Source organism: Streptomyces sp. NPDC046203 (assembly GCF_040646255.1).
Taxonomy (GTDB): domain Bacteria; phylum Actinomycetota; class Actinomycetes; order Streptomycetales; family Streptomycetaceae; genus Streptomyces.
On the sequence record NZ_JBEYZX010000020.1, the window covers coordinates 94,352 to 112,488 of the forward strand.

The 18,137-nt window shown below is 73.8% G+C and carries 16 protein-coding genes; 7 read left to right on the top strand and 9 right to left on the bottom strand.

Annotated features, from left to right (window positions below; translation table 11 throughout):
- Positions 1-200 precede the first annotated feature (200 nt).
- Both sigJ and ABZ990_RS17235 read left to right on the top strand, forming a co-directional pair.
- Positions 201-1,085 carry an RNA polymerase sigma factor SigJ gene (gene sigJ, locus ABZ990_RS17230; protein WP_361231680.1) on the top strand — a complete coding sequence of 295 codons (885 nt, stop codon included), beginning with the start codon at positions 201-203 and terminating at the stop codon, positions 1,083-1,085.
- 181 nt (positions 1,086-1,266) lie between these two features.
- A complete protein-coding gene (locus ABZ990_RS17235; RefSeq protein WP_361231639.1) occupies positions 1,267-1,662 on the top strand; it encodes a hypothetical protein in 396 nt (131 codons plus the stop codon).
- A gap of 71 nt (positions 1,663-1,733) precedes the next feature.
- Here ABZ990_RS17235 and ABZ990_RS17240 read toward each other — a convergent pair whose 3' ends face one another.
- The gene (locus ABZ990_RS17240; protein WP_361231641.1) at positions 1,734-2,549 is read right to left on the bottom strand and encodes a serine hydrolase domain-containing protein; all 816 of its coding nucleotides are present in this window, start codon (positions 2,547-2,549) and stop codon (positions 1,734-1,736) included.
- Between the two features lie 52 nt (positions 2,550-2,601).
- On the opposite strand from ABZ990_RS17240, the gene ABZ990_RS17245 reads away from it, so the two are divergent.
- Together ABZ990_RS17245 and ABZ990_RS17250 are read left to right on the top strand one after the other, a co-directional pair.
- Positions 2,602-3,144: a MerR family transcriptional regulator gene (locus tag ABZ990_RS17245; RefSeq protein WP_361231643.1), complete on the top strand. Its 543-nt coding sequence runs from the start codon at positions 2,602-2,604 to the stop codon at positions 3,142-3,144.
- Positions 3,141-4,175, top strand: coding sequence for an aldo/keto reductase (locus ABZ990_RS17250; RefSeq protein WP_361231645.1), 1,035 nt, complete (start codon positions 3,141-3,143; stop codon positions 4,173-4,175). Before ABZ990_RS17245 ends, ABZ990_RS17250 begins: the two co-directional genes overlap by 4 nt.
- Before the next feature lie 165 nt (positions 4,176-4,340).
- On the opposite strand, the gene ABZ990_RS17255 is transcribed toward ABZ990_RS17250, so the two are convergent.
- A complete protein-coding gene (locus ABZ990_RS17255; RefSeq protein ID WP_361231647.1) occupies positions 4,341-5,612 on the bottom strand; it encodes an MFS transporter in 1,272 nt (423 codons plus the stop codon).
- Between the two features lie 157 nt (positions 5,613-5,769).
- Here ABZ990_RS17255 and ABZ990_RS17260 point away from each other — a divergent pair, with 157 nt between their 5' ends.
- A complete protein-coding gene (locus tag ABZ990_RS17260) occupies positions 5,770-6,102 on the top strand; it encodes a helix-turn-helix transcriptional regulator (RefSeq protein WP_361231649.1) in 333 nt (110 codons plus the stop codon).
- Positions 6,103-6,232: 130 nt separating this feature from the next.
- On the opposite strand, the gene ABZ990_RS17265 is transcribed toward ABZ990_RS17260, so the two are convergent.
- From ABZ990_RS17265 to ABZ990_RS17295, 7 genes are all read right to left on the bottom strand, one after another.
- A complete protein-coding gene (locus ABZ990_RS17265; protein ID WP_361231651.1) occupies positions 6,233-7,651 on the bottom strand; it encodes an acyltransferase in 1,419 nt (472 codons plus the stop codon).
- Entirely contained in the window at positions 7,648-8,736 is a 1,089-nt protein-coding gene (locus tag ABZ990_RS17270; RefSeq protein ID WP_361231653.1) for an alpha/beta hydrolase, read from the bottom strand. Before ABZ990_RS17270 ends, ABZ990_RS17265 begins: the two co-directional genes overlap by 4 nt.
- Before the next feature lie 196 nt (positions 8,737-8,932).
- Positions 8,933-9,619, bottom strand: coding sequence for a response regulator transcription factor (locus ABZ990_RS17275; protein WP_361231655.1), 687 nt, complete (start codon positions 9,617-9,619; stop codon positions 8,933-8,935).
- Positions 9,620-9,656: 37 nt separating this feature from the next.
- Complete coding sequence (locus ABZ990_RS17280; RefSeq protein WP_361231682.1) at positions 9,657-11,000, bottom strand: sensor histidine kinase; 1,344 nt, start codon at positions 10,998-11,000, stop codon at positions 9,657-9,659.
- A 607-nt stretch (positions 11,001-11,607) separates the two neighbouring features.
- A complete protein-coding gene (locus ABZ990_RS17285) occupies positions 11,608-12,531 on the bottom strand; it encodes a DUF4429 domain-containing protein (RefSeq protein ID WP_361231657.1) in 924 nt (307 codons plus the stop codon).
- A 67-nt stretch (positions 12,532-12,598) separates the two neighbouring features.
- A complete protein-coding gene (locus ABZ990_RS17290) occupies positions 12,599-13,819 on the bottom strand; it encodes an alpha/beta hydrolase (protein ID WP_361231659.1) in 1,221 nt (406 codons plus the stop codon).
- Positions 13,820-14,068: 249 nt separating this feature from the next.
- Positions 14,069-14,710 (bottom strand): TetR family transcriptional regulator, encoded by a 642-nt coding sequence (locus tag ABZ990_RS17295; RefSeq protein ID WP_361231661.1) that lies wholly within the window; start codon positions 14,708-14,710, stop codon positions 14,069-14,071.
- A gap of 213 nt (positions 14,711-14,923) precedes the next feature.
- Here ABZ990_RS17295 and ABZ990_RS17300 point away from each other — a divergent pair, with 213 nt between their 5' ends.
- Complete coding sequence (locus tag ABZ990_RS17300) at positions 14,924-16,546, top strand: MFS transporter (RefSeq protein ID WP_361231663.1); 1,623 nt, start codon at positions 14,924-14,926, stop codon at positions 16,544-16,546.
- Positions 16,547-17,004: 458 nt separating this feature from the next.
- Positions 17,005-17,406 carry a peptidase inhibitor family I36 protein gene (locus tag ABZ990_RS17305; RefSeq protein WP_361231684.1) on the top strand — a complete coding sequence of 134 codons (402 nt, stop codon included), beginning with the start codon at positions 17,005-17,007 and terminating at the stop codon, positions 17,404-17,406.
- Positions 17,407-18,137: the final 731 nt, after the last annotated feature.

Here is an 18,137-nt window from a genome sequence, read left to right on the forward strand (position 1 = left end):
ACGGAGCGGGAGAGAGGGAGCGCGAGCGCATGGACGAGGGAGCCGGAGAGCGGATGACCACCCCATCGGGACAGGGGCAGGGACAGGGGCGGGAGCGGGAGCGGGAGCAGGAGCAGGGACAGGGACGGGGGCAGGGGCGACCCACGGAGCAGGGGCAGCGCACGGCGGGCGAGGAGCCGGACCCCGGCCTCGCCGCGATCATGAGCGAGCGACGGCAACTCATCAATCTCGCCTACCGGTTGCTCGGCTCCCTAGCCGACGCCGAGGACGTCGTCCAGGAGACCTACACCCGCTGGTACGCGATGACCCGGCAGGAGCAGGACGCCATCGCGAACCCGGGCGCCTGGCTGACGAAGGTGGCCGGCCGGATCTGTCTGAACCTGCTTGGCTCGGCGCGGGTGAGGCGGGAGACCTATGTCGGGGAGTGGATCCCGGAACCGCTGCCCGACCCCGCCGAGTGGAACACCGGCGCGGCGGGCGGCGCGGGCGTGGACCCGGCGGACCGGATCACCCTCGACGAGTCGGTGACCATGGCGTTCCTGGTGGTGTTCGAGTCGATGACCCCCGCCGAGCGCGTGGCGTTCGTGCTGCACGACGTCTTCCGCTACCCGTTCGCCGAGGTGGCCGAGATCGTCGGCCGCAGCCCGGCGGCCTGCCGCCAGTTGGCGACCTCGGCCCGCCGCCGCGTCACCGCCGCCCGCGCCGGGGCGAGCCCGGACGCGACCCGGCAGGCGCGGGTGGTCCGGCGGTTCAAGGCGGCCTGGGAGAACCAGGACATCGAGGCCCTGATCGGCCTGCTCGACCCGGCCGCGCTCGCGGTCTCCGACGGCGGCGGCCGCGCCCTCGCCCGACTGCTGCCGCTTCAGGGCGCGGAGCCGATCGCCCACCTCTACCTGATGGTCGCCCGCCTCGCGCCGCCGCGCGCGATCCTCGAACGCTCGGTCAACGGACTGCCGGGCCTGGCGGTCGAGTCCGAGGGCCGGATCGAGACGGTGTTCTCGTTCCGGGTCGACGAGCACGACCGGATCACGCACATCTGGGCCGTACGCAACCCGGACAAGCTCCTGCCGTGGCAGCTGCCGTGACCGCCGTACCCCCGGACCGCGCCCCTGGTGGTGCGGTGACGGCGATGACGGCGATGGGGCGGGGCAGAGCGGGGCGGGGTGTGCGGGAACCGTGCGGAACGTTCGTCTGTCCGTACGGGTGAGATCGCTTCGGTCGCCCGGTCACCCCGTGGCGCGCCGTTCGGAGGGGGCGTGGGCGGGGATGGCCGACGGGGGAGAGCGGAAGGACGCGTCAACGGGGTGCGGTGGCTGTGCGGCGGCTCCCGTCCTCGCCGCCGTCGGCACGGTGGCCGGCACCGTATGGACCGTGCGGTCGTGGGCGGACTGCCCGCTCGGGAACAGCGCGAGCAATCAGCTGGGCCTGAACATGCTCATACCGGTCGTATGGCTGTGCATGACCCTGTTGTTGATCCTGCTTCAACTCGCCCTGTGGCGCGTGCACTTGCCGGGCGGCCGCCCGGTCGCCTGGCTCGCCCTACTGACCGGCGCCGTCGCGCTGACGCTGCTCTACCGGTGGGGGATGGGCTGGCCGTACACCCCGTCCGGCGGCGCCTGTCTGGACGGCTACCCGCTCTTCCCGTTCACCGGCAAGATGTAGAACCGGTAGCCGTAGAACCGGCACGGCGTAGACCCGGCGCGGAGTCGGAGCCGGAGTCGTAACGGCGGTGCCTACCCGCGCAGTTCGGCCAGGACCGCGTCCGTGAACGGCGGCCACGCCTCGATCGCCCACGGCCCGAAGGCCCGGTCGGCGAGGGCCACGCACGCCGCGCCCGCGTCGGGGTCGATCCACAGGAAGGTGCCCGCTTGGCCGAAGTGCCCGAAGGTGCGCGGCGAGGACCCGGCACCCGTCCAGTGCGGCGACTTCCCGCCGCGGATCTCGAAGCCGAGACCCCAGTCGTTGGGCCGCTGGTGGCCGTATCCCGGCAGGATGCCCGTCAGGCCCGGGAAGGCGACGGTCATCGCGTCCAGCACGGTCCGCGCGTCCAGCAGCCGCGGCGCCTGCACCTCGGCGGCGAACCGCGCCAGGTCGTCGACGGTCGACACGCCGTCCTTGGCGGGCGAGCCGTCCAGAGTGGTGTCCGTCATGCCGAGCGGCTCCAGGACCGCCTGGCGCAGATACTCGGCGAAGGGAATCTCGGTGGCCTTGGCGACATGGTCGCCGAGCACCTCGAACCCGGCGTTGGAGTAGATCCGGCGGGTGCCGGGCGCGGCCGTCGCCCGGTTCTCGTCGAACGCGAGCCCGGAGGTGTGGGCCAGCAGATGCCGTACCGTCGCGCCCTCGGGCCCGGCGGGCTCGTCCAGGTCGATCGCCCCCTCCTCGTACGCGACCAGCACCGCGTACGCCGCCAGCGGCTTCGTCACCGAGGCGAGCGCGAAACGCCGCCCGGTGGGGCCGTGGGATCCGGCGAGGGTGCCGTCCGCGCGGACGACGGCGGCGGCCGCGGTGGGGACGGGCCAGTTCTCGATCTGCGCCAGGCTCTGCATGCGGCCGAGCCTACTTGCTTAGAGCGGACTCTAATTCTTTAGCGTGGTGGTCATGAGCGTGGTCGAGAGCACGAGTGCGAACACCGTCGCGGGCACCGGCGTGCGCCGGGCACCGGCGACGGCGGTGGCGGCGGCACCAATGTCGACGGGGACGGGCGCGGCGGCGGCCTTACCGGTACCAGTGCAGGTACCGGTGCCCCTGCCGTCCCCGCCCGATCCGGCGCAGCGGTTCACCATCAGCGAGGTGGCGGCCCTCACCGGCCTCACCGCCCACACCCTGCGCTGGTACGAGCGGATCGGCCTGATGCCGCACGTGGACCGCTCGCACACCGGCCAGCGCCGCTTCACCCGGCGCGACCTGGACTGGCTCGCCTTCGTCGGCAAGCTGCGCACGACCGGAATGGCCGTCGCCGACATGGTCCGCTACGCGGAGCTGATCCGGGAGGGCGACCACACCCACGCCGAACGCAAGGCGATCCTCCAGGGCACCCGCGACGACGTCGTGGAACGGATCGCCGAGCTCCAGGACGCACTCGCCATGCTCGACCTCAAGATCGATCACTACCAGAGCATCTTCGGAGGCCCGGCTTCATGAGCACCACCGACTTCACCGGCAGGATCGACACCGTGCGCCTCGGCGGCCCCGACGGCCCCGAGGCGGGTGTCCAGGGCTTCGGCGCGATGGGCATCAGCGAGTTCTACGGCGACACCGACGAGACCTCCGCCCGCGACACCCTCGAAGCGGCGCTGGAGGCGGGTGTCACCCTCATCGACACGGCGGACATCTACGGATCGGGCGCCAACGAGGAGTTCCTCGCCCCGTTCGTCGCCGCGCACCGCGACGACATCGTCCTGGCGACCAAGTTCGCCATCGAGCGGCGCGACGACGACCCCACCTACCGGGGCATCCGCAACGACCCGGCGTACATCCGCCAGGCCGCCGAGGCCAGCCTGCGCCGGCTCGGCGTCGAGACCATCGACCTCTACTACATGCACCGCCGCGACCCGTCCGTCCCGCTGGCGGAGTCCGTCGGCGCGATGGCCGAGCTCGTCAAGGAGGGCAAGGTCCGCCACCTCGGGCTGAGCGAGGTGACCGGGGCCGAGCTGCGCGAGGCGCACGCCGTGCACCCGATCACCGCGCTGCAGTCGGAGTGGTCGCTGTTCTCCCGGGACGTCGAGCGCAGCGCGGTCCGCGCTGCGGCCGAGCTGGGCGTGACCTTCGTGCCGTACTCGCCGCTCGGCCGGGGCTTCCTCACCGGCGCCTTCGCCGACGCGTCGAAGGACCTGGCGGCGAACGACTTCCGCCGCAACCAGCCGCGTTTCAGCGGCGAGAACGCGGAGCGCAACACCGCCCTCCTGGAGCCCGTCCGGAAGATCGCCGCCGCGCACGGCGCGACCCCGGCGCAGATCGCCCTGGCCTGGGTGCAGCAGCGTGCCGCCGTCCACGGTCTGACCGTCGTCCCGATCCCGGGCACCCGCAAGCGGACCCGCCTCCTGGAGAACGCGGCGGCCACCCGCATCACTCTCACCGCCGACGAGCTGGCCGCCCTGGAGCCGATCGCCGGCCAGGTGGCGGGCGACCGGTACCCGGACATGAGCTTCACGTCCGTGGGCCGGGAGAAGTGAGGGAGCAGGGCCGGGGCCGGAGGTTCTGAGGGGCCGGGAGGTCCGGCGGGACCTGTCGGCCCCCGCCGGCCCCATCCCCCGTCAGTCCCCACCGGCCCCAGTCCCCGTCAGCCCAGCGGACGTCCGCTTTCGGACGTCCGCTTTCGGGCTTCGGGCCCCCGGCCCTCAGACCTTGGTCCTGGCAGGGCCGGACGGGATCGGTTCCGGCGCCGGTCCCGGTCCCGGCGTCGGTCCCGGTCCCGGCGTCGGTCCCGGTTCCGGTCCCGGTCCCGGCGTCGGCGCCGGGTCGTCCGGCCGTACGGCGCCACGGCGCGCGGCGTACAGGTGCCAGAGGAGCGCGACGGTGGTGACGCCGGCCGCCACCGGCCCCAGCACGGCCGGTTCCGGCCCGCCCCGCGTCTGGAGCAGACCGCCGAGGCCGCCGCCGAGGGCGACTCCGACGTAGAGCGCGGAGGAGTTGAGGCCGAGCAGGATAGGCGCGGTGGCGGGGCCGAGGGCGACGAGCCGGTGCTGTTGGGGGACGAGAACGGCGCCGCCGCCGAGTCCCCAGAGCGCGGCCCAGATCAGGGCGGTCGTGAGGGTGCGGGTGGCCAGGGGGGTCAGGGCGAGGGTGAGTACGCCGAGGCCGAGGGCGCCGGTGAGGACCCGGTGGGGCGCGAACCGGTCGGCCAGCCGGCCGGCGGCGATGTTCCCGGCCAGGGTGCCGAGGCCCCAGGCCAGCAGGACCAGCGTCAGCAGGCCCGTGGTGCCGCCGGTGACGTCCCGTACCACCGGGGCGATGTACGTGTAGACGGTGTACGTACCCAGGAACGCGAGCGACGTCACCGCCAGTTGGGCCAGGACGCGGCCCCGCGCGAGGGGGCGCAGCCGGTCGGCCAGCGAGGCGGCGGGCAGCGACACCCGGGGGAGTCCGAGGGCGATGCCGACGGCCGCCAGCAGCCCGGTTCCGGCGACGGCCCACAGCGTGACGTGCCAGTCGGCACGGCCGATGAGCGTGCCCAGCGGCAGCCCCAGCGCGGTCGCCGAGGTCAGACCGCCCAGGACGAACGCCAGGGCCCGGCCCCGGCGTTCCGGCGGCGCGAGGGCCGCGGCGGTACCGGAGGCGGCGGAGGAGATGACGCCCGCTCCGACGGCGGTGACGATCCGGGCGGCCAGCACGGTCTCGTAGCGGGTGCCCAGCGCGGTGGCGGCGTTGCCGGCCACGAACACGCCGAGCGCGATCAGCAGGGCCGAGCGCCGGTCCAGGCCGCTGGTGAGGGCGCCCATCAGAGGCGCGGACAGGGCCATCGTCAGCGCGAAGACGGTCACCAGCTGGCCGGCCGCCGCCGTGGACACCCCCAAGTCGGCGCCGATGGACGGGAGAAGGCCCGCGATGACGAAGCCGTCGGTACCGACGGCGAAGGTCGCCAGGGCCAGGGGGAGAAGTCGTCTCAGCATCGGTCGTGCCGCCCCTTTCGAGAGCGCGGTGGAACGGGTGACCGGCACTCTAGGGAACGTATGGATGCTTGTCCATGTATCAATGTGTGAGTAGGGTCGGTCCCGGCAGGAGGCGGAGCCGGACGGAAGAGCCGGAACGGGAAACGACGGGAGAACCATGCGCGAGGTGTCCCAGCCGGCGACCGAGGCGATCAGGATGGTGGAGGTGCTGCGCGCCCTCGCCGACCCGGTACGCCTGGAGATCATCCAGCGGCTCGCCGTCACCGGTGAGGAGACCTGCAACGCCATCGGCGGCGACCTGGACGTCCACCAGACGACGCTGTCCCACCACTACCGGGTGCTGCGCGAGGCCGGCATCACCTGGACCACCGTCCAGGGCCGGACCCGGCTCATCCGGCTGCGCCGCGACGACCTGGACACGCTGTTCCCCGGACTGCTCGACTCCGTCCTGAACGGCGCCCGCGCCCCGCGCCCGGCGACGGAGAACTGACCCCCACGCCTCGCTGCGGGGAGCCGCCCCCGCGTCTCGTGCCCCGCGCCCCACACCCGCGGGCCGCCCACGGGGAATGGCCCCCGCTCCCCGCCTCGCTCCCGAGCGGGTCCCGCCCCGCCCCGCTCCCTCACGCCAGACCCAGCGCGAACACCGCGAACCCCGCCGCGAGCAGGCCCGCGAGGGCGCGGCGGGCCGGACCGGTGCGGTCCCAGGGGGACTCGAAGGTCCGCGCGTACCGCCCGATCAAGGCGAGCAGCAGGGCGAACACCGGCATCCACGCCAGCCGCGCCAGGATCCAGCCGGCCGAGTCCGGCGCGCCGACCAGCCCGCCGAGTTCGCCCCCGTACGAGGCGGGGATCGCCGCCGCCAGCATCGCCGTCTGGTGCCAGCACAGGATCGTCATCGCGGACAGGTTGATCACGACGACCGGCGCCCACAGCAGAGGCCGCCGCAGCAGCGCGCCCAGCCGTTCGCGCAGCAGGATCGCCGCGCCGCTCTGTGAGGCGGCGAGGGCGAGGACGAGCAGCGACGGCGGATGCGAGTTGGTACGGGCCGCGCCCGGCACACCGACCATCGACGCCGGATAGTCGCACCACAGCAGCAGTACGGCGAACAGCGCGGCCCCGCCCGCCAGCAGCCCCCACGCGTGCCGCCGGGTGAGCCGGCCCTCGCCCCAGGACACGCCGAGCTGATACGCGAAGAGCCAGCCCGGCAGGATGGTGAGCGCGCCGATCCAGGACGGCACGGCGTCTGCGTACGGCCCGTAGCGCAGGAAGTCGACGACGGCGACCGAACCGAGCAGCGGGGCCGCCGCCCACACGCCGAGGCGGCGGGCGGCGCGCACGCAGTACGGGGTGAGCGCGGTGACCACCACGTACACGCCCACGAACCACAGGGGTTGGACGACGAGCGTGGACGCCGTCCGCAGGGTCGCGACGGGGACGTCGAAGCCGTACCGCAGCGCCGGCAGCAGCACCGCCCACACGGCCGTCACGCCGAGCACCGGCCGGCCCAGGCGGGCGATCCGCCCCGACAGCCAGGCGCGGGTGGTGCCCTGGCCGGCCCGGTGGCGGCGGTAGGAGAGCGCGGAGGCGTAGCCGCCGACCAGGAAGAAGATCCCCAGCATCTGAAGGACCCAACTGACCGGCGCCAGACCGCCGAACGCCGTCAGCGGACTCGCGTTGTGGATCGCGCCGTCGGCGGCGGACCGGGTGAACCCGCCGAGCAGCCAGTGCCCGGTGGGCACGGCGAGCAGCGCGAGGGCGCGCAGGCCGTCGATCGCGCGGTCGCGGTGGGCGGGGGTACGGGCCTCGATGACGGCGGCGGCACGGGTGATGGCGCCGGTGGCGGTGGCGGTGGCGGTGGCGGTGGCGGTGGCGGTGCGGGCGGTGGCGGTGCGGACGGTGGCGGTGCGGACGGTGGTGCCCGCCGTCGTGCGGGTGGTGGCGCGGGCGGGTGCGGGGGTGGTCGTGCCCGCAGTTGTGCGGGCGGTGGTACGGGCAGCCGCGTCGGGGGTCGTACGGGCGGTGTTCGTGGGCGCGTTCATCGGGCCGCCCCCTCGGCGATCGCGGCGAAGGCGCGCAGCGAGGAGGTGCCGGGGGCGAAGTAGCCGTCGTGGCCGTGGGCGTCGGCGGCGGGGACGGGGCGGGCCCCGAAGGCGGCGGAGGCCGGATCGGCGCCGTGTCCGAGCCCGGCGAACTCGACGTTCGGCACCCGGTCGATCCAGTCGTCCGGGTCCTTCGCCGCCCACACCCGCGCGTCGGTGCCGAGGCCGGCCGCGTCGTCGGCGCGCATCCCGGGGGAGGCGATCGCGACCAGATCCGTGGCCCGGACGTCGCGCGCGGCGAGACCGCACACGACCGAGCCGTAACTGTGGCAGAACAGCGCCGGTTCGGCGGCGCCCACGGCCCGCAGTCCCTCGGTGAAGCGGACGAGCCGGGCCGCGCCCGCCTCCGCCAGAGTCCCGGTGGCCGCGTCGAGGCCGACGCCGACGGGAGTGGTGTAGCCGGCCCAGGCGACGACGGCGGTCTCGCCGCCGGGCCTGTCACCCGTCCTCTTGCCACCCGTCCTCTTGTCACCCGCCTTCTCGCCGCCGGCTGCCGCGCGGCTTGTCACCGCGCCGCTCGTCACCGGGCTGCCCCCGGTCGCCTCGTACAGCGCGCGGGCCTTGGCGAGCAGCGGGCCGAGGTGGTCCGCGTCGGTGTCGGAGCCGGGCACGATCACCGCCACGTGCGCGGCCTTCGCCAGGTCGCCCAGGACGAATACGGCCTGGCCGCGCCCCCGGGGGTCGTACGCGAGTACCCGCACCCCGGCCTCGAACCGCCCCTGTGCCGTACGGGCGTTGGCGGCGTAGCGCAGGGCGAGCGGGGCGCCGTCGAGGTTGCCGAGGACGCCGGGGTGCTCGCGCAGTAGACGCCGGCGCTCCCGCTCGCCCAACCCGTCGAGGTACGAGGCGACTTGGTGCGGCGTCAGGTGCGCGGGGTCCGGCAGGCCTTCGGCGACCCAGGCCGCCGTCCCAGCCGGTGAACCGGTCACCGGCCGCTGGGAGTCGCCCGATGCCCAGCCCGCCGTCCCGGCCACGATGGTGGCGGTGAGTGCGGCGGCGACCAGGGTCCTGGTGAAGCGGCGCATGGGGGCCTCCCCTTCCGTTCCTGTCTTCCTCGATGTCGGCGAGAGGAAGGTAGGAAGCGGACGGGGAGCGGTACGTCACCCCGGGGCGCCAACCGTGAAGCCATACCAGGGGAGGGGGCGGAGGAGCGGCGGCCCGCAGACCGGGGGTGGGGATAACCCCCGGGGGAACACCCCGCCCCGGGGCGCCTACCGGCTGCTATCTGGTGCCGGGCGTCACCAGGCCCGACTCGTACGCGAAGATCACCGCCTGCGCGCGGTCGCGCAGATCGAGTTTGGCCAGTACCCGTCCGATGTGCGTCTTCACGGTCTGCTCGGCCAGGACCAGCCGCGCGGCGATCTCCTGGTTCGACAGGCCCCGGGCGATCAGTTCGAGGACCTCGGTCTCGCGCGGGGTCAGACCGTTGAGCCGCAGCGCGACCCGGTCGGAGCGCGGCGCGGGCCGGGACGCGGCGAAGTCGGCGATCAGCCGCCGGGTCACGGACGGCGCGAGCAGCGCCTCGCCGGCCGCCACGATCCGTACAGCCGCGATGAGATCGGCCGGCGGCGCGTCCTTGAGGAGGAACCCGGACGCCCCGGCTCGCAGCGCCTCGTACACGTAGTCGTCCACGTCGAAGGTGGTCAGCATGAGCACCTTCGGGCGGTGTGTCACCCCGGGCGGCGGGTTCAGGACCTCGCGCGCCGCCGACAGCCCGTCGAGTTCCGGCATCCGTACGTCCATGAGCACGACGTCCGGGTGCGTGGTGCGCGCCACCTCCACTCCCCGCCGGCCGTCCGGCGCCTCGCCCACCACGTCGATGTCGGGCTGCGCGGCGAGCAGGGCGGCGAACCCGGCCCGCACCATGGCCTGGTCGTCGACGATGATCACGCGAATGGTCTCGGGCACGGGGATCCTCAACTGTCGTCGGCCGGGCGGCCGTTCGTCAGCTGCGGAACGGCGTCTCGGCGGTGGTGGCGGTAGTGGTGGTGGCTGATTCGGCGGTGGCGGTGGCGGCGGTGGTGGTCGGGGTGAGGGTGGCGGCCGGATCGGTCGGGTCGGTGGGGTCGGTCGTGCCGTCCCTGCCGTCCGTACCGGGCAAGTCGTCCGCACGGGTCGGCAGCCGGGCGGCGACCCGGAAACCGCCGTCCGGCAGCGGCCCGGTGTCGAGTGTGCCGTTCGTCAACCGTACGCGCTCGCGCATTCCGACGAGCCCGTGCCCGGTGCCTTCGCCGCGCTCGACCGGCGAACCGTCGTGCGTGGGCGGACCGTTGACGATCAGAACGTTCAACAGGCCCTCTTCGTCGACGCGTACGGACACCCGGGTGTCCGCGCCCGGCGCGTGCCGGACCACATTGGACAGCGCCTCCTGCACGATCCGGTACGCCGACAGCTCCACCGCCTGTGGCAGCGCGCCCAGCCCGGCCGCGAGCGACAACGAGGCCGGCACCCCGGCCCGTACCGTCGCCTCGACGAGCTGCGGCACCCGGTCCAGGCCCGGCTGCGGGGCCCGTTCGCCCTCCGTGCCCTCGCTGCGCAGCAGCGCCAGCAGCCGTCGCATCTCGGACAGCGACTCGCGTGCCCCGGCCGCGATGGACGCGAACTCCTCCCGGGCCGGCTCCGGCAGGTCCGGGATCCGGTACGGGGCGGAGTCGGCCTGCACGGTGATCACCGACATGTGGTGGGCGACCACGTCGTGCAACTCGCGGGCGATCCGGGCGCGTTCCTCCAGGAGGGTGCGGCGGGCCCGTTCCGCCTCGCTGATCGTCTCCTGCTCGACCAGCCGGCGTTCCGCCTCGCCGCGCCCGCGCAGGGTCGCGATCAGCAGCAGCAGGACGCCGCTGAGCACGAACAGGACGATGGGGACGCCGTCCACCCGGCCGGGCGAGACGAGCGCGAACACCGCCCCGGCGGCCCCCGTCGCCAGCCACACCGCGAGCAGGGTGCCCCGCGACTCGCGCGCGCCGAGCGCCACCATCAGGCCGAGGTAGCCGATCACCACCATCGGGGTCCACGGCCAGGGCATGCTCTCGGGCGGGCCGGGGATCAGCAGGACGAAGCCGCCGACCACGTCCGCCGCGAAGATCACCCACCAGGCCTGGAGCGGCCGGGTCACGGCGAGCATCAGCGGCGCGGTCTGGGCGGTGCCGACGAGTCCGGCGACGGCGCCGTTCAGTCCGTACTGGTTGATGAGGACGGGGATGGTGACGGGCAGCAGGACGGCGACCAGGAGGAAGGCGACCGCGTACGGCAGCCGGCGCGCCCAGGGGGAGGCGGCGCGGGCGAGCAGCGGCTCCCTGTCGGCCGACGGGGACGCGAGCGCGGTGAGGGCCTGGCGTCCGGCGGCCCGGCCGGCCCCGCGCAGGGCCGAGGCACCACGGGCGGCACCCCGGCCGGCGGCCCGTCCGACCACGCGGCCGATCGCACGTCCGGCCTCGCGCGCGGACGCGGTCGCGGTCGCGGTCGCGGACGAGGCCGCTGTGCCGTCGGCGGCGGCGAGCCGGTCGGCGATGGCGTCGCCACCCTTCGGCCGGGGGCCCTTCAGTCGAGGACGCTCCGGCCGGGGGCCCTTGGGTCGGGCGGCGTCCGGCGGATCCGCGGGGTCCGGCGTGCGGGCGGGACCCGGCGCTTGCGTGGCGTCCGGAGTTCGCGCGGGATCCGGCGCTCGCGCGGGATCCGGGGGCTCCGCCCGTCGCGGGGCCGGGACTTCGGGGATTTCCGTGTCATCCTTCATGGCCCGCTCAGGGTAGGCAGCGGGCCGAAGTCCGGGCGTCGTACCCGGGGATGGACCGTCCGGTCATACCGGGGTACGAGGAGAGGACCGGACACCGGCGATTCGTCCCGAGCGCCCGGCCCGGCGACTCGCCTTGAGCACCCGGCCCCCGCCCCCGCCCCGGTCACAGCTCGGCGAGCAGTTCCGCCTTCTTCACGCTGAATTCCTCGTCCGTGACGAGCCCCGCCCGGTGCAGTTCGCTCAGATGCCGAATCCTTTCAGCAACACCGGCGGGATCGCTCGCCCGCGTCGCCGCCCGCACCGGGACCGGCACCCGCGCGCCCGCGCCGCCGCCCCGGATCGCCGCGAGGACGGCCGCCGCGAACGGCAGCGACTGGTGCACCGGCCCGCGCCCGCCGCCGAAGAGCAGCGCGGCCGGGTCGTGGTCCGGCGGGACCGTACCCCCGTCCATCCCGCCGCCGGAGCCACCGGAACCACAGCCGGGCGCGTGGTCCTGCTCCCGGCCCCGGGGCAGCAGCCGCAGATAACCCTCGAACAGCTCCGGCGAACGCCACACCACGCCGCACAGATCGCGCGCCTGGAAGGTCTGGTCGCCCGCCTTCCACTTCTCCGACGACGCCCCCGACCACGACCAGCGGAACGCCACCTCCGACACCCCGTCGAAGCTCGCCTTCCCGTCGTACGCCTTGAACGACTGCGGCCCCTGCGGCGCCTCCACCAGGAAGCCGTCGGCGGGCCGTTCGGCGTCCCGCGGCGCGAGGGCGGAGAGCAGCTCGCCCTGGTAGTACTCGGCGAGGGTCTCCCGGTCGGCGGGCAGCACGAGGCGGTACGGGTCGTTCCCGTCCTTCAGCTGTCCCGCGGCCGCCTCCATCAGCGGATCGGCACCGGCTCTCGGCACGGCGTGCAGCACGACGGTCCCCCGCACCCCCGGCGTGAGCGTCACGGACGCCAGTGCCTCGTGCGGGATCCGCCGCTCGCGCAGCGCCTGGAAGAGCTTCGGTGTACGAATCCCCCGTTCGAAGCGGATGACGACTGCGTCGCTCTCGAACTCCCAGGTGGCATGAATTCCGGCCAGCACATCACCCATACGCCTCATCGTATGCGGCCTATGCCCCGACGTCGCCCCTCCGTAAGGACCGTAAATCCGCCGCGATCTACGCGCGTCGGACCGGTGCCGGGCCGAAAATTCCACGGAGACAAGCACGGTCGGCGCCCGCGCAGGCCAGCGAACGAAACGCGCCGACCCCGAGCGCGGCAAAGTTCGCGAGGCTCCGGGTGCCCGGCTCGAAGTACCCGGCGTGCCCGTTCGCGCCCGCCGCCGACAGCAGCCGCGCCCCGAACTCCGGCGCCACCGGATCGGTGCCGTGCCCGACCCCGCCCAGCTCCAGGTGCGGCACGTCCGCGATCCAGTCGTCGGCGTCGCGCATCGCCCACACCCGGGCCCCGGTCTCCAGATCGGCCGCCCGGTCGGCACGCATCCCGGGACTGCCGGCCACCACGACATCCGTGACGCGCGCGGGCAGCCGGGGCGCGGCGACCCCGCACAGCACGGAGCCGTAACTGTGGCAGAAGAGCACCACGCGCGCGTCACCGGGCAGCGCGGAGGCGAGACCCACGAGCCGCACCGCGCCGTCCTCGGCGAGCCGCCCCATGGCCGCGTCGATGCCGACGCCGACCGGCGCCGTGTAGTCGGCCCAGGCGATGACGGCGGTACGGACCCCGGGATCGGTGCCGCGCTCGGCGGCGTACAGCGAGTCGGCCATTCCGGCGGGAGCCGAGTAACGGCGCGCGGTCTTCTGGAAGGTGAGGAGGTTGGTGTCGACCCCGGGCACGATCACCGACACCCGCCGGGCGTGCTCCAGATCGCCCAGCACCTCCGCCGTCCGCCCCGCACCGCTCGGGTCGAAGGCGAGGATCTGACGGCCGGGCCGCAACAGGGAGGCGAACCGGTCGGCCCGCCGCCGCGCCTCGTGATGGCCGTCCGGGGTGAGCCGGGGGTCCTCGACGCGGGGCCGCTCGGCGGCCAGCGCGCGGGCCAGGGATATCCGGTTGGCGCGGTAGCGCAAGGAGACGGGGACGCCGTCGAGGTTGCCCACGACGAGGGGGTGGGCCGTGGCGAGCCGGACCCGCTCGGCGGGCCGCAGGGAGGCGAAGAACGCCGCGATCGTCCGGGCCGGCGCCGCCGGGTCGGGAAGCACGCGCCGCCCGATCCGGTCGTGCGCCCAGTCAACGAGTTCCTGGGCGCGAGCGTCCTTGGGAGTGTGCTGGGGCCGGATCGTGGTCCACCCGGTCGTCGCGAGGAGGACGAGGACCACGGCCAGCGCGAGGAGCATCCGCCACACGGAGAGGGTGGGCGAGGAGTCGAAGGAAGGCATTGGGGGTCACCCTAGGGGGCTTCCCCGACGGCCCGTGCGGCAGGTGACCCGTAGCGCGGGGGAGGGGCGGGAGCGGTGACGGTGGGTGAGATCACGTACGCGGGGACGGGATGTCCGGGGCTCTCGGGGGCACTTCGGCTCCGTACGGTGAGGGGGTCGTCACGGTCGTACCGGCTTCGTGCGGTGAGCGGGGTGTCGCGGCCGTCGCGGGCGTCGCGGTTGTCGGGCGGGTCGACGGAGCCCCTGTCGTCATCGTCGCCATCGTGGTTCGAGTGCCGGGCCGAGGTGGTCCAGGTATCGCTCGGTGAGCGCGCAGATGGTGTGGAGGGAGAGGTCGTCGCCGCGCCCCCAGAGCCGGGTGGTCACCCGCATCACCGAACTGAACGCGGCGACGGCGATCCGGGGGCGCGGGTCCTCGTCCACGTCCAGGCCCTCGCGCTCGGCGATCAGCCGGGCGATCCGCTCCTCCATCTCCGTGGAGCGGCGCAGATGCGCGGCGAGGAGGGTCGGCGTCGACTCGACGAGCCGGAAGTTGCGCAAGTACAGCTCGACGGACACCATCTCCTCGATGGCTTCCCCGACCGTCCGCCAGACCTGGAGGGTCGCGTTGCGCATCGCGTCGAACGGGCCTTCCTCTGCGGGACGTTCGGACAGAGCGCGGACGAAACTGTCCTCCACCATCCGCTGGACGGCGAAGGCGACGTCCTCCTTGGTGGCGAAGTAGCGGAAGAAGGTCCGCTGGGAGACGTCGACGGCGTCGGCGATCTCGTCGACCGTGGTCCGCTCGTATCCCTGGGTGGCGAACAGCTCCAGTGCCACCCGCACCAGCGCGTCGCGGGTGCGCTGCTTCTTGCGCTCGCGCAGGCCGGGGGCAGGGGCAGAGGTTGTCACGTACGGAGCCTTTCGTCCGTCAAGTCTTCGGATGGAGTGGCGAGGTGGCCGGTGCCGCCGGCGGCGACGGTCGGCCGACGGCGTCGCCGGCAAGGTCTCCACGGTACGGAGTCCGCGCGTCGTTCCAGGTCGGCGCCGCTGTGAGCTACATGACAGTTACCGGCGCATGAAATGCTTTGTCAATTGTCAGTCGCTGACACTAGCCTGCTTCGTATGACTAGTCAGATCACCATGGACAAGGTCCCGCAGGGCCAGGGGGGTGACCCGGCAGCCGCCTCGGCGCCGGGGAAGGGACTGCGCGGCCACCCCTGGCTGACCCTGTTCTCCGTCGCCGTCGGCGTGATGATGGTCGCCCTCGACGGCACCATCGTGGCCATCGCCAACCCCGCCATCCAGAAGGACCTCGGAGCCTCGCTCTCCGACGTCCAGTGGATCACCAACGGCTACCTGCTGGCCCTCGCCATCGCCCTCGTCACCGCCGGCAAGCTCGGCGACCGCTTCGGCCACCGCCAGACGTTCCTCATAGGCATCGCCGGCTTCGCCGCCGCCTCCGCCGCGATCGGCTTCTCCGGCTCGATCGGGCTCGTGATCACCTTCCGCGTCCTCCAGGGCGTCTTCGGCGCCCTGCTCATGCCGGCCGCGCTCGGCCTGCTGCGCGCCACCTTCCCCGCCGAGAAGCTGAACATGGCCATCGGTATCTGGGGCATGGTCATCGGCGCCTCCACCGCCGGCGGCCCGATCGTCGGCGGTCTGCTCGTCGAGAACGTCAGCTGGCAGTCCGTCTTCTTCGTCAACGTGCCGGTCGGCGTCGTCGCGCTCGTCCTCGGCCTGCTGATCCTCAAGGACCACCGCGCCGAGAACGCCCCGCGCTCCTTCGACCTCCTCGGCATCCTGCTGCTCTCCGCCGCGATGGGCTCCCTGATCTGGGGCATCATCAAGGCCGGTGACTCGTGGGGCTGGGGCGGCGGCAAGACCTGGGGCTGCCTGGCCGCGGCCATCGTGCTCTTCGTGGTCTTCGCGCTGTGGGAGACCAAGGTCAAGGAACCGCTGATCCCGCTGCAGATGTTCCGCTCCGTGCCGCTGTCGGCCGGTGTGGTGCTCATGGTGCTCATGGCCTTCGCCTTCATGGGCGGCCTGTTCTTCGTGACCTTCTACCTTCAGGGCGTCAAGGGCCTCGGCCCGGTCGACGCGGGTCTGCGCCTGCTGCCGCTGACCGGCATGATGATCGTCTCCTCGCCGCTGGCGGGCGCTCTGATCACCAAGTTCGGCCCGAGGGTGCCGCTGGTCGGCGGCATGGTGTGCACGGCCGCCGCGATGTTCGGCATGCTGACGCTCACCCCGACGACCGACACGCTCCCGATGTCCCTCTGGTTCGCCCTCCTCGGCCTGGGCCTCGCCCCGGTCATGGTCGGCGCCACCGAGGTCATCGTCGGCAACGCGCCGCTGGAGCTGTCCGGTGTGGCCGGCGGTCTGCAGCAGGCCGCGATGCAGGTCGGCGGCGCGCTCGGCACGGCGGTGCTCGGCGCGGTCATGTCGTCCAAGGTGGCCGACGCCTTCCCGGTGAACTGGAAGGCCGCGGGCATCCCGGTGCCGGCGGACCCGCGCCTGGAGCAGGCCGCCGAGTTCGGCATCGTGCCGCCGGAGCTGGCCAAGGCGCCGGGCATGACGCCCGACCTGTTCGCCACCATCGGCAAGGTCATCCACGAGACCTTCATGGACGGCATGGGGCTTGCCTTCACCGTCGCCGGCGGCGTGGCCGTCGTCGCGGCGCTGGTCGCCGTGCTCACCAAGCGCGGTGAGAACGCGGAGGCGGGCGCGGGCGCGGCCCACATCTAGCACTGGCCGGTCCGGCCGGTCCGGGCACTCTGGTCGCTTCGGGGCTCTTCTGAGGGGTCGTCACCCATTCGTGTGAATGGGGGCGGCCCCTCTTCCCTTGGTGGATCTCGTGAGGCATTCTCTGATTACAGAGAGTGACGACACGGGGGTTCACCTGCATGTATGCGATGACGAAGAAGGTCGCGAAGGCGGCGGCGGGCGCGGCGGAGCTGTGGCCGCCGAGGCTGGAGAGCTCGGAGCGGAAGCGGCCGAACGGGCCGAACGAGACGCACTCATCGAACAAGTCGAACGGGGGGTATGGGGTGTACGGGGTGTACGGGGTGTACGAGCTGGACAAGGCGCACGGTGCGCACAGGGCCTACGGGGCCGACAGGTCGAACGCCATCCGCAGGCCGGGCAGGGCCAGGGGTAGGGCGCTGCCGGTCGCCGGGGCGCTGACGGCGGGCCTGCTGCTCGCGATGCCGGCGGCCGGAGCAGCGGCCGTTCCCTCGGCCTCGGCGGTGACACAGGCTTCGGCCTCGGCCCCGGCGCGGGCCATGGCGGGGGCAGCTCCGACGGTGGCACGGGCGGGCGGCCAGCTCGGCGTCTGCGGACCGGGCCAGCTCTGCCTGTGGCCGAAGGCGGAGTTCAAGGGCCGAGCCCAGACCTACGAGCTGTCGGCGGTCGACATCGACAGCTGTACGGCCCTGCCGGCGGGGATGAGCGCCCAGTCGCTGGCCAACCGGACGGGGCGGCCGGTCACCGCGTATCAGTCCGCCGAGTGCGCGGAGACGGGCGAGTTCGAGACCTATCCGGGGAAGGGCACGTGGACGCCCCAGACGCCCTATCAGGTGAGGGCCTTCAAGATCTGGGAGAACTAGCGGAGGGAGCACCCAGGTCATCGGCACCGGTAGGCGCCCCGGTGCCGGGGCCGAGACGGGGGAGCCGGGCCCTGGGTTGTCCGGGGCGGGCCGCCCTGGCCCAGGCCGGACGGCTGGGACCGGATCGGCCGGGGCTGGGGCCGGGCCGGCCATGATCAAGCGGTCAGAGCCGGGACGGCCGGGACCGGTTGGTCGACATCGGGGCGGGCCGTGATCGGGGGTCGGGGCCGGGCATCTGGGACCAGCTGGTCGAGATCGGAACCGGCCGTGATCGGACGGCCGAGACTGGGCCGGCCAGGGATGGGTGGCCGAGACCGGGACTCGCCATGAACGGGCAGGTTGGGACCGGGCCGGCCGGGACTTGGACGGTCAGGGTCGGCCCCGGCCGTGCTCGGGAGGTCGGGCTGGGCGGTCGAGAGCGGGGCCGGTCGTCCCCGATCGGTCGCCGTGCCCGGGCGGTGCCGGTCGGAACCAAGTCCCCGGCCGGTGCTGGGCGACGGCCCGGCGTAGGGCGGCCGGCACCTGCCCACGGCCCACCGACCGCCGGAGCCGCGCCGCCGGCCGCCCAGCACCGCCCTGCGCCCGGACCGCGCGCAGGGCCGGGCTGAGCGGGCGCGGGGCGGGCACACACGCGGCCAAAGGGGGGAGGGGGGAGCTGGTCCGCGCCGCGGCGGACGGCGTAGCGGATGGCCGCGTCGACGTCGCGCCACTCGGAGTCGCCGAGGTGGGCG

Coding starts and splice junctions, on each gene's coding strand:
- ABZ990_RS17250 (WP_361231645.1), top strand. CDS start 3,141: ATGAGCACCACCGACTTCACCGGCAGGATCGACACCGTGCGCCTCGGC.
- ABZ990_RS17260 (WP_361231649.1), top strand. CDS start 5,770: ATGCGCGAGGTGTCCCAGCCGGCGACCGAGGCGATCAGGATGGTGGAG.
- ABZ990_RS17290 (WP_361231659.1), bottom strand. CDS start 13,819: ATGCCTTCCTTCGACTCCTCGCCCACCCTCTCCGTGTGGCGGATGCTC.
- ABZ990_RS17305 (WP_361231684.1), top strand. CDS start 17,005: ATGCCGGCGGCCGGAGCAGCGGCCGTTCCCTCGGCCTCGGCGGTGACA.
- ABZ990_RS17270 (WP_361231653.1), bottom strand. CDS start 8,736: ATGCGCCGCTTCACCAGGACCCTGGTCGCCGCCGCACTCACCGCCACC.
- ABZ990_RS17300 (WP_361231663.1), top strand. CDS start 14,924: ATGACTAGTCAGATCACCATGGACAAGGTCCCGCAGGGCCAGGGGGGT.
- ABZ990_RS17265 (WP_361231651.1), bottom strand. CDS start 7,651: ATGAACGCGCCCACGAACACCGCCCGTACGACCCCCGACGCGGCTGCC.
- ABZ990_RS17240 (WP_361231641.1), bottom strand. CDS start 2,549: ATGCAGAGCCTGGCGCAGATCGAGAACTGGCCCGTCCCCACCGCGGCC.
- ABZ990_RS17235 (WP_361231639.1), top strand. CDS start 1,267: ATGGCCGACGGGGGAGAGCGGAAGGACGCGTCAACGGGGTGCGGTGGC.
- ABZ990_RS17285 (WP_361231657.1), bottom strand. CDS start 12,531: ATGGGTGATGTGCTGGCCGGAATTCATGCCACCTGGGAGTTCGAGAGC.
- ABZ990_RS17255 (WP_361231647.1), bottom strand. CDS start 5,612: ATGCTGAGACGACTTCTCCCCCTGGCCCTGGCGACCTTCGCCGTCGGT.
- sigJ (WP_361231680.1), top strand. CDS start 201: ATGAGCGAGCGACGGCAACTCATCAATCTCGCCTACCGGTTGCTCGGC.
- ABZ990_RS17245 (WP_361231643.1), top strand. CDS start 2,602: ATGAGCGTGGTCGAGAGCACGAGTGCGAACACCGTCGCGGGCACCGGC.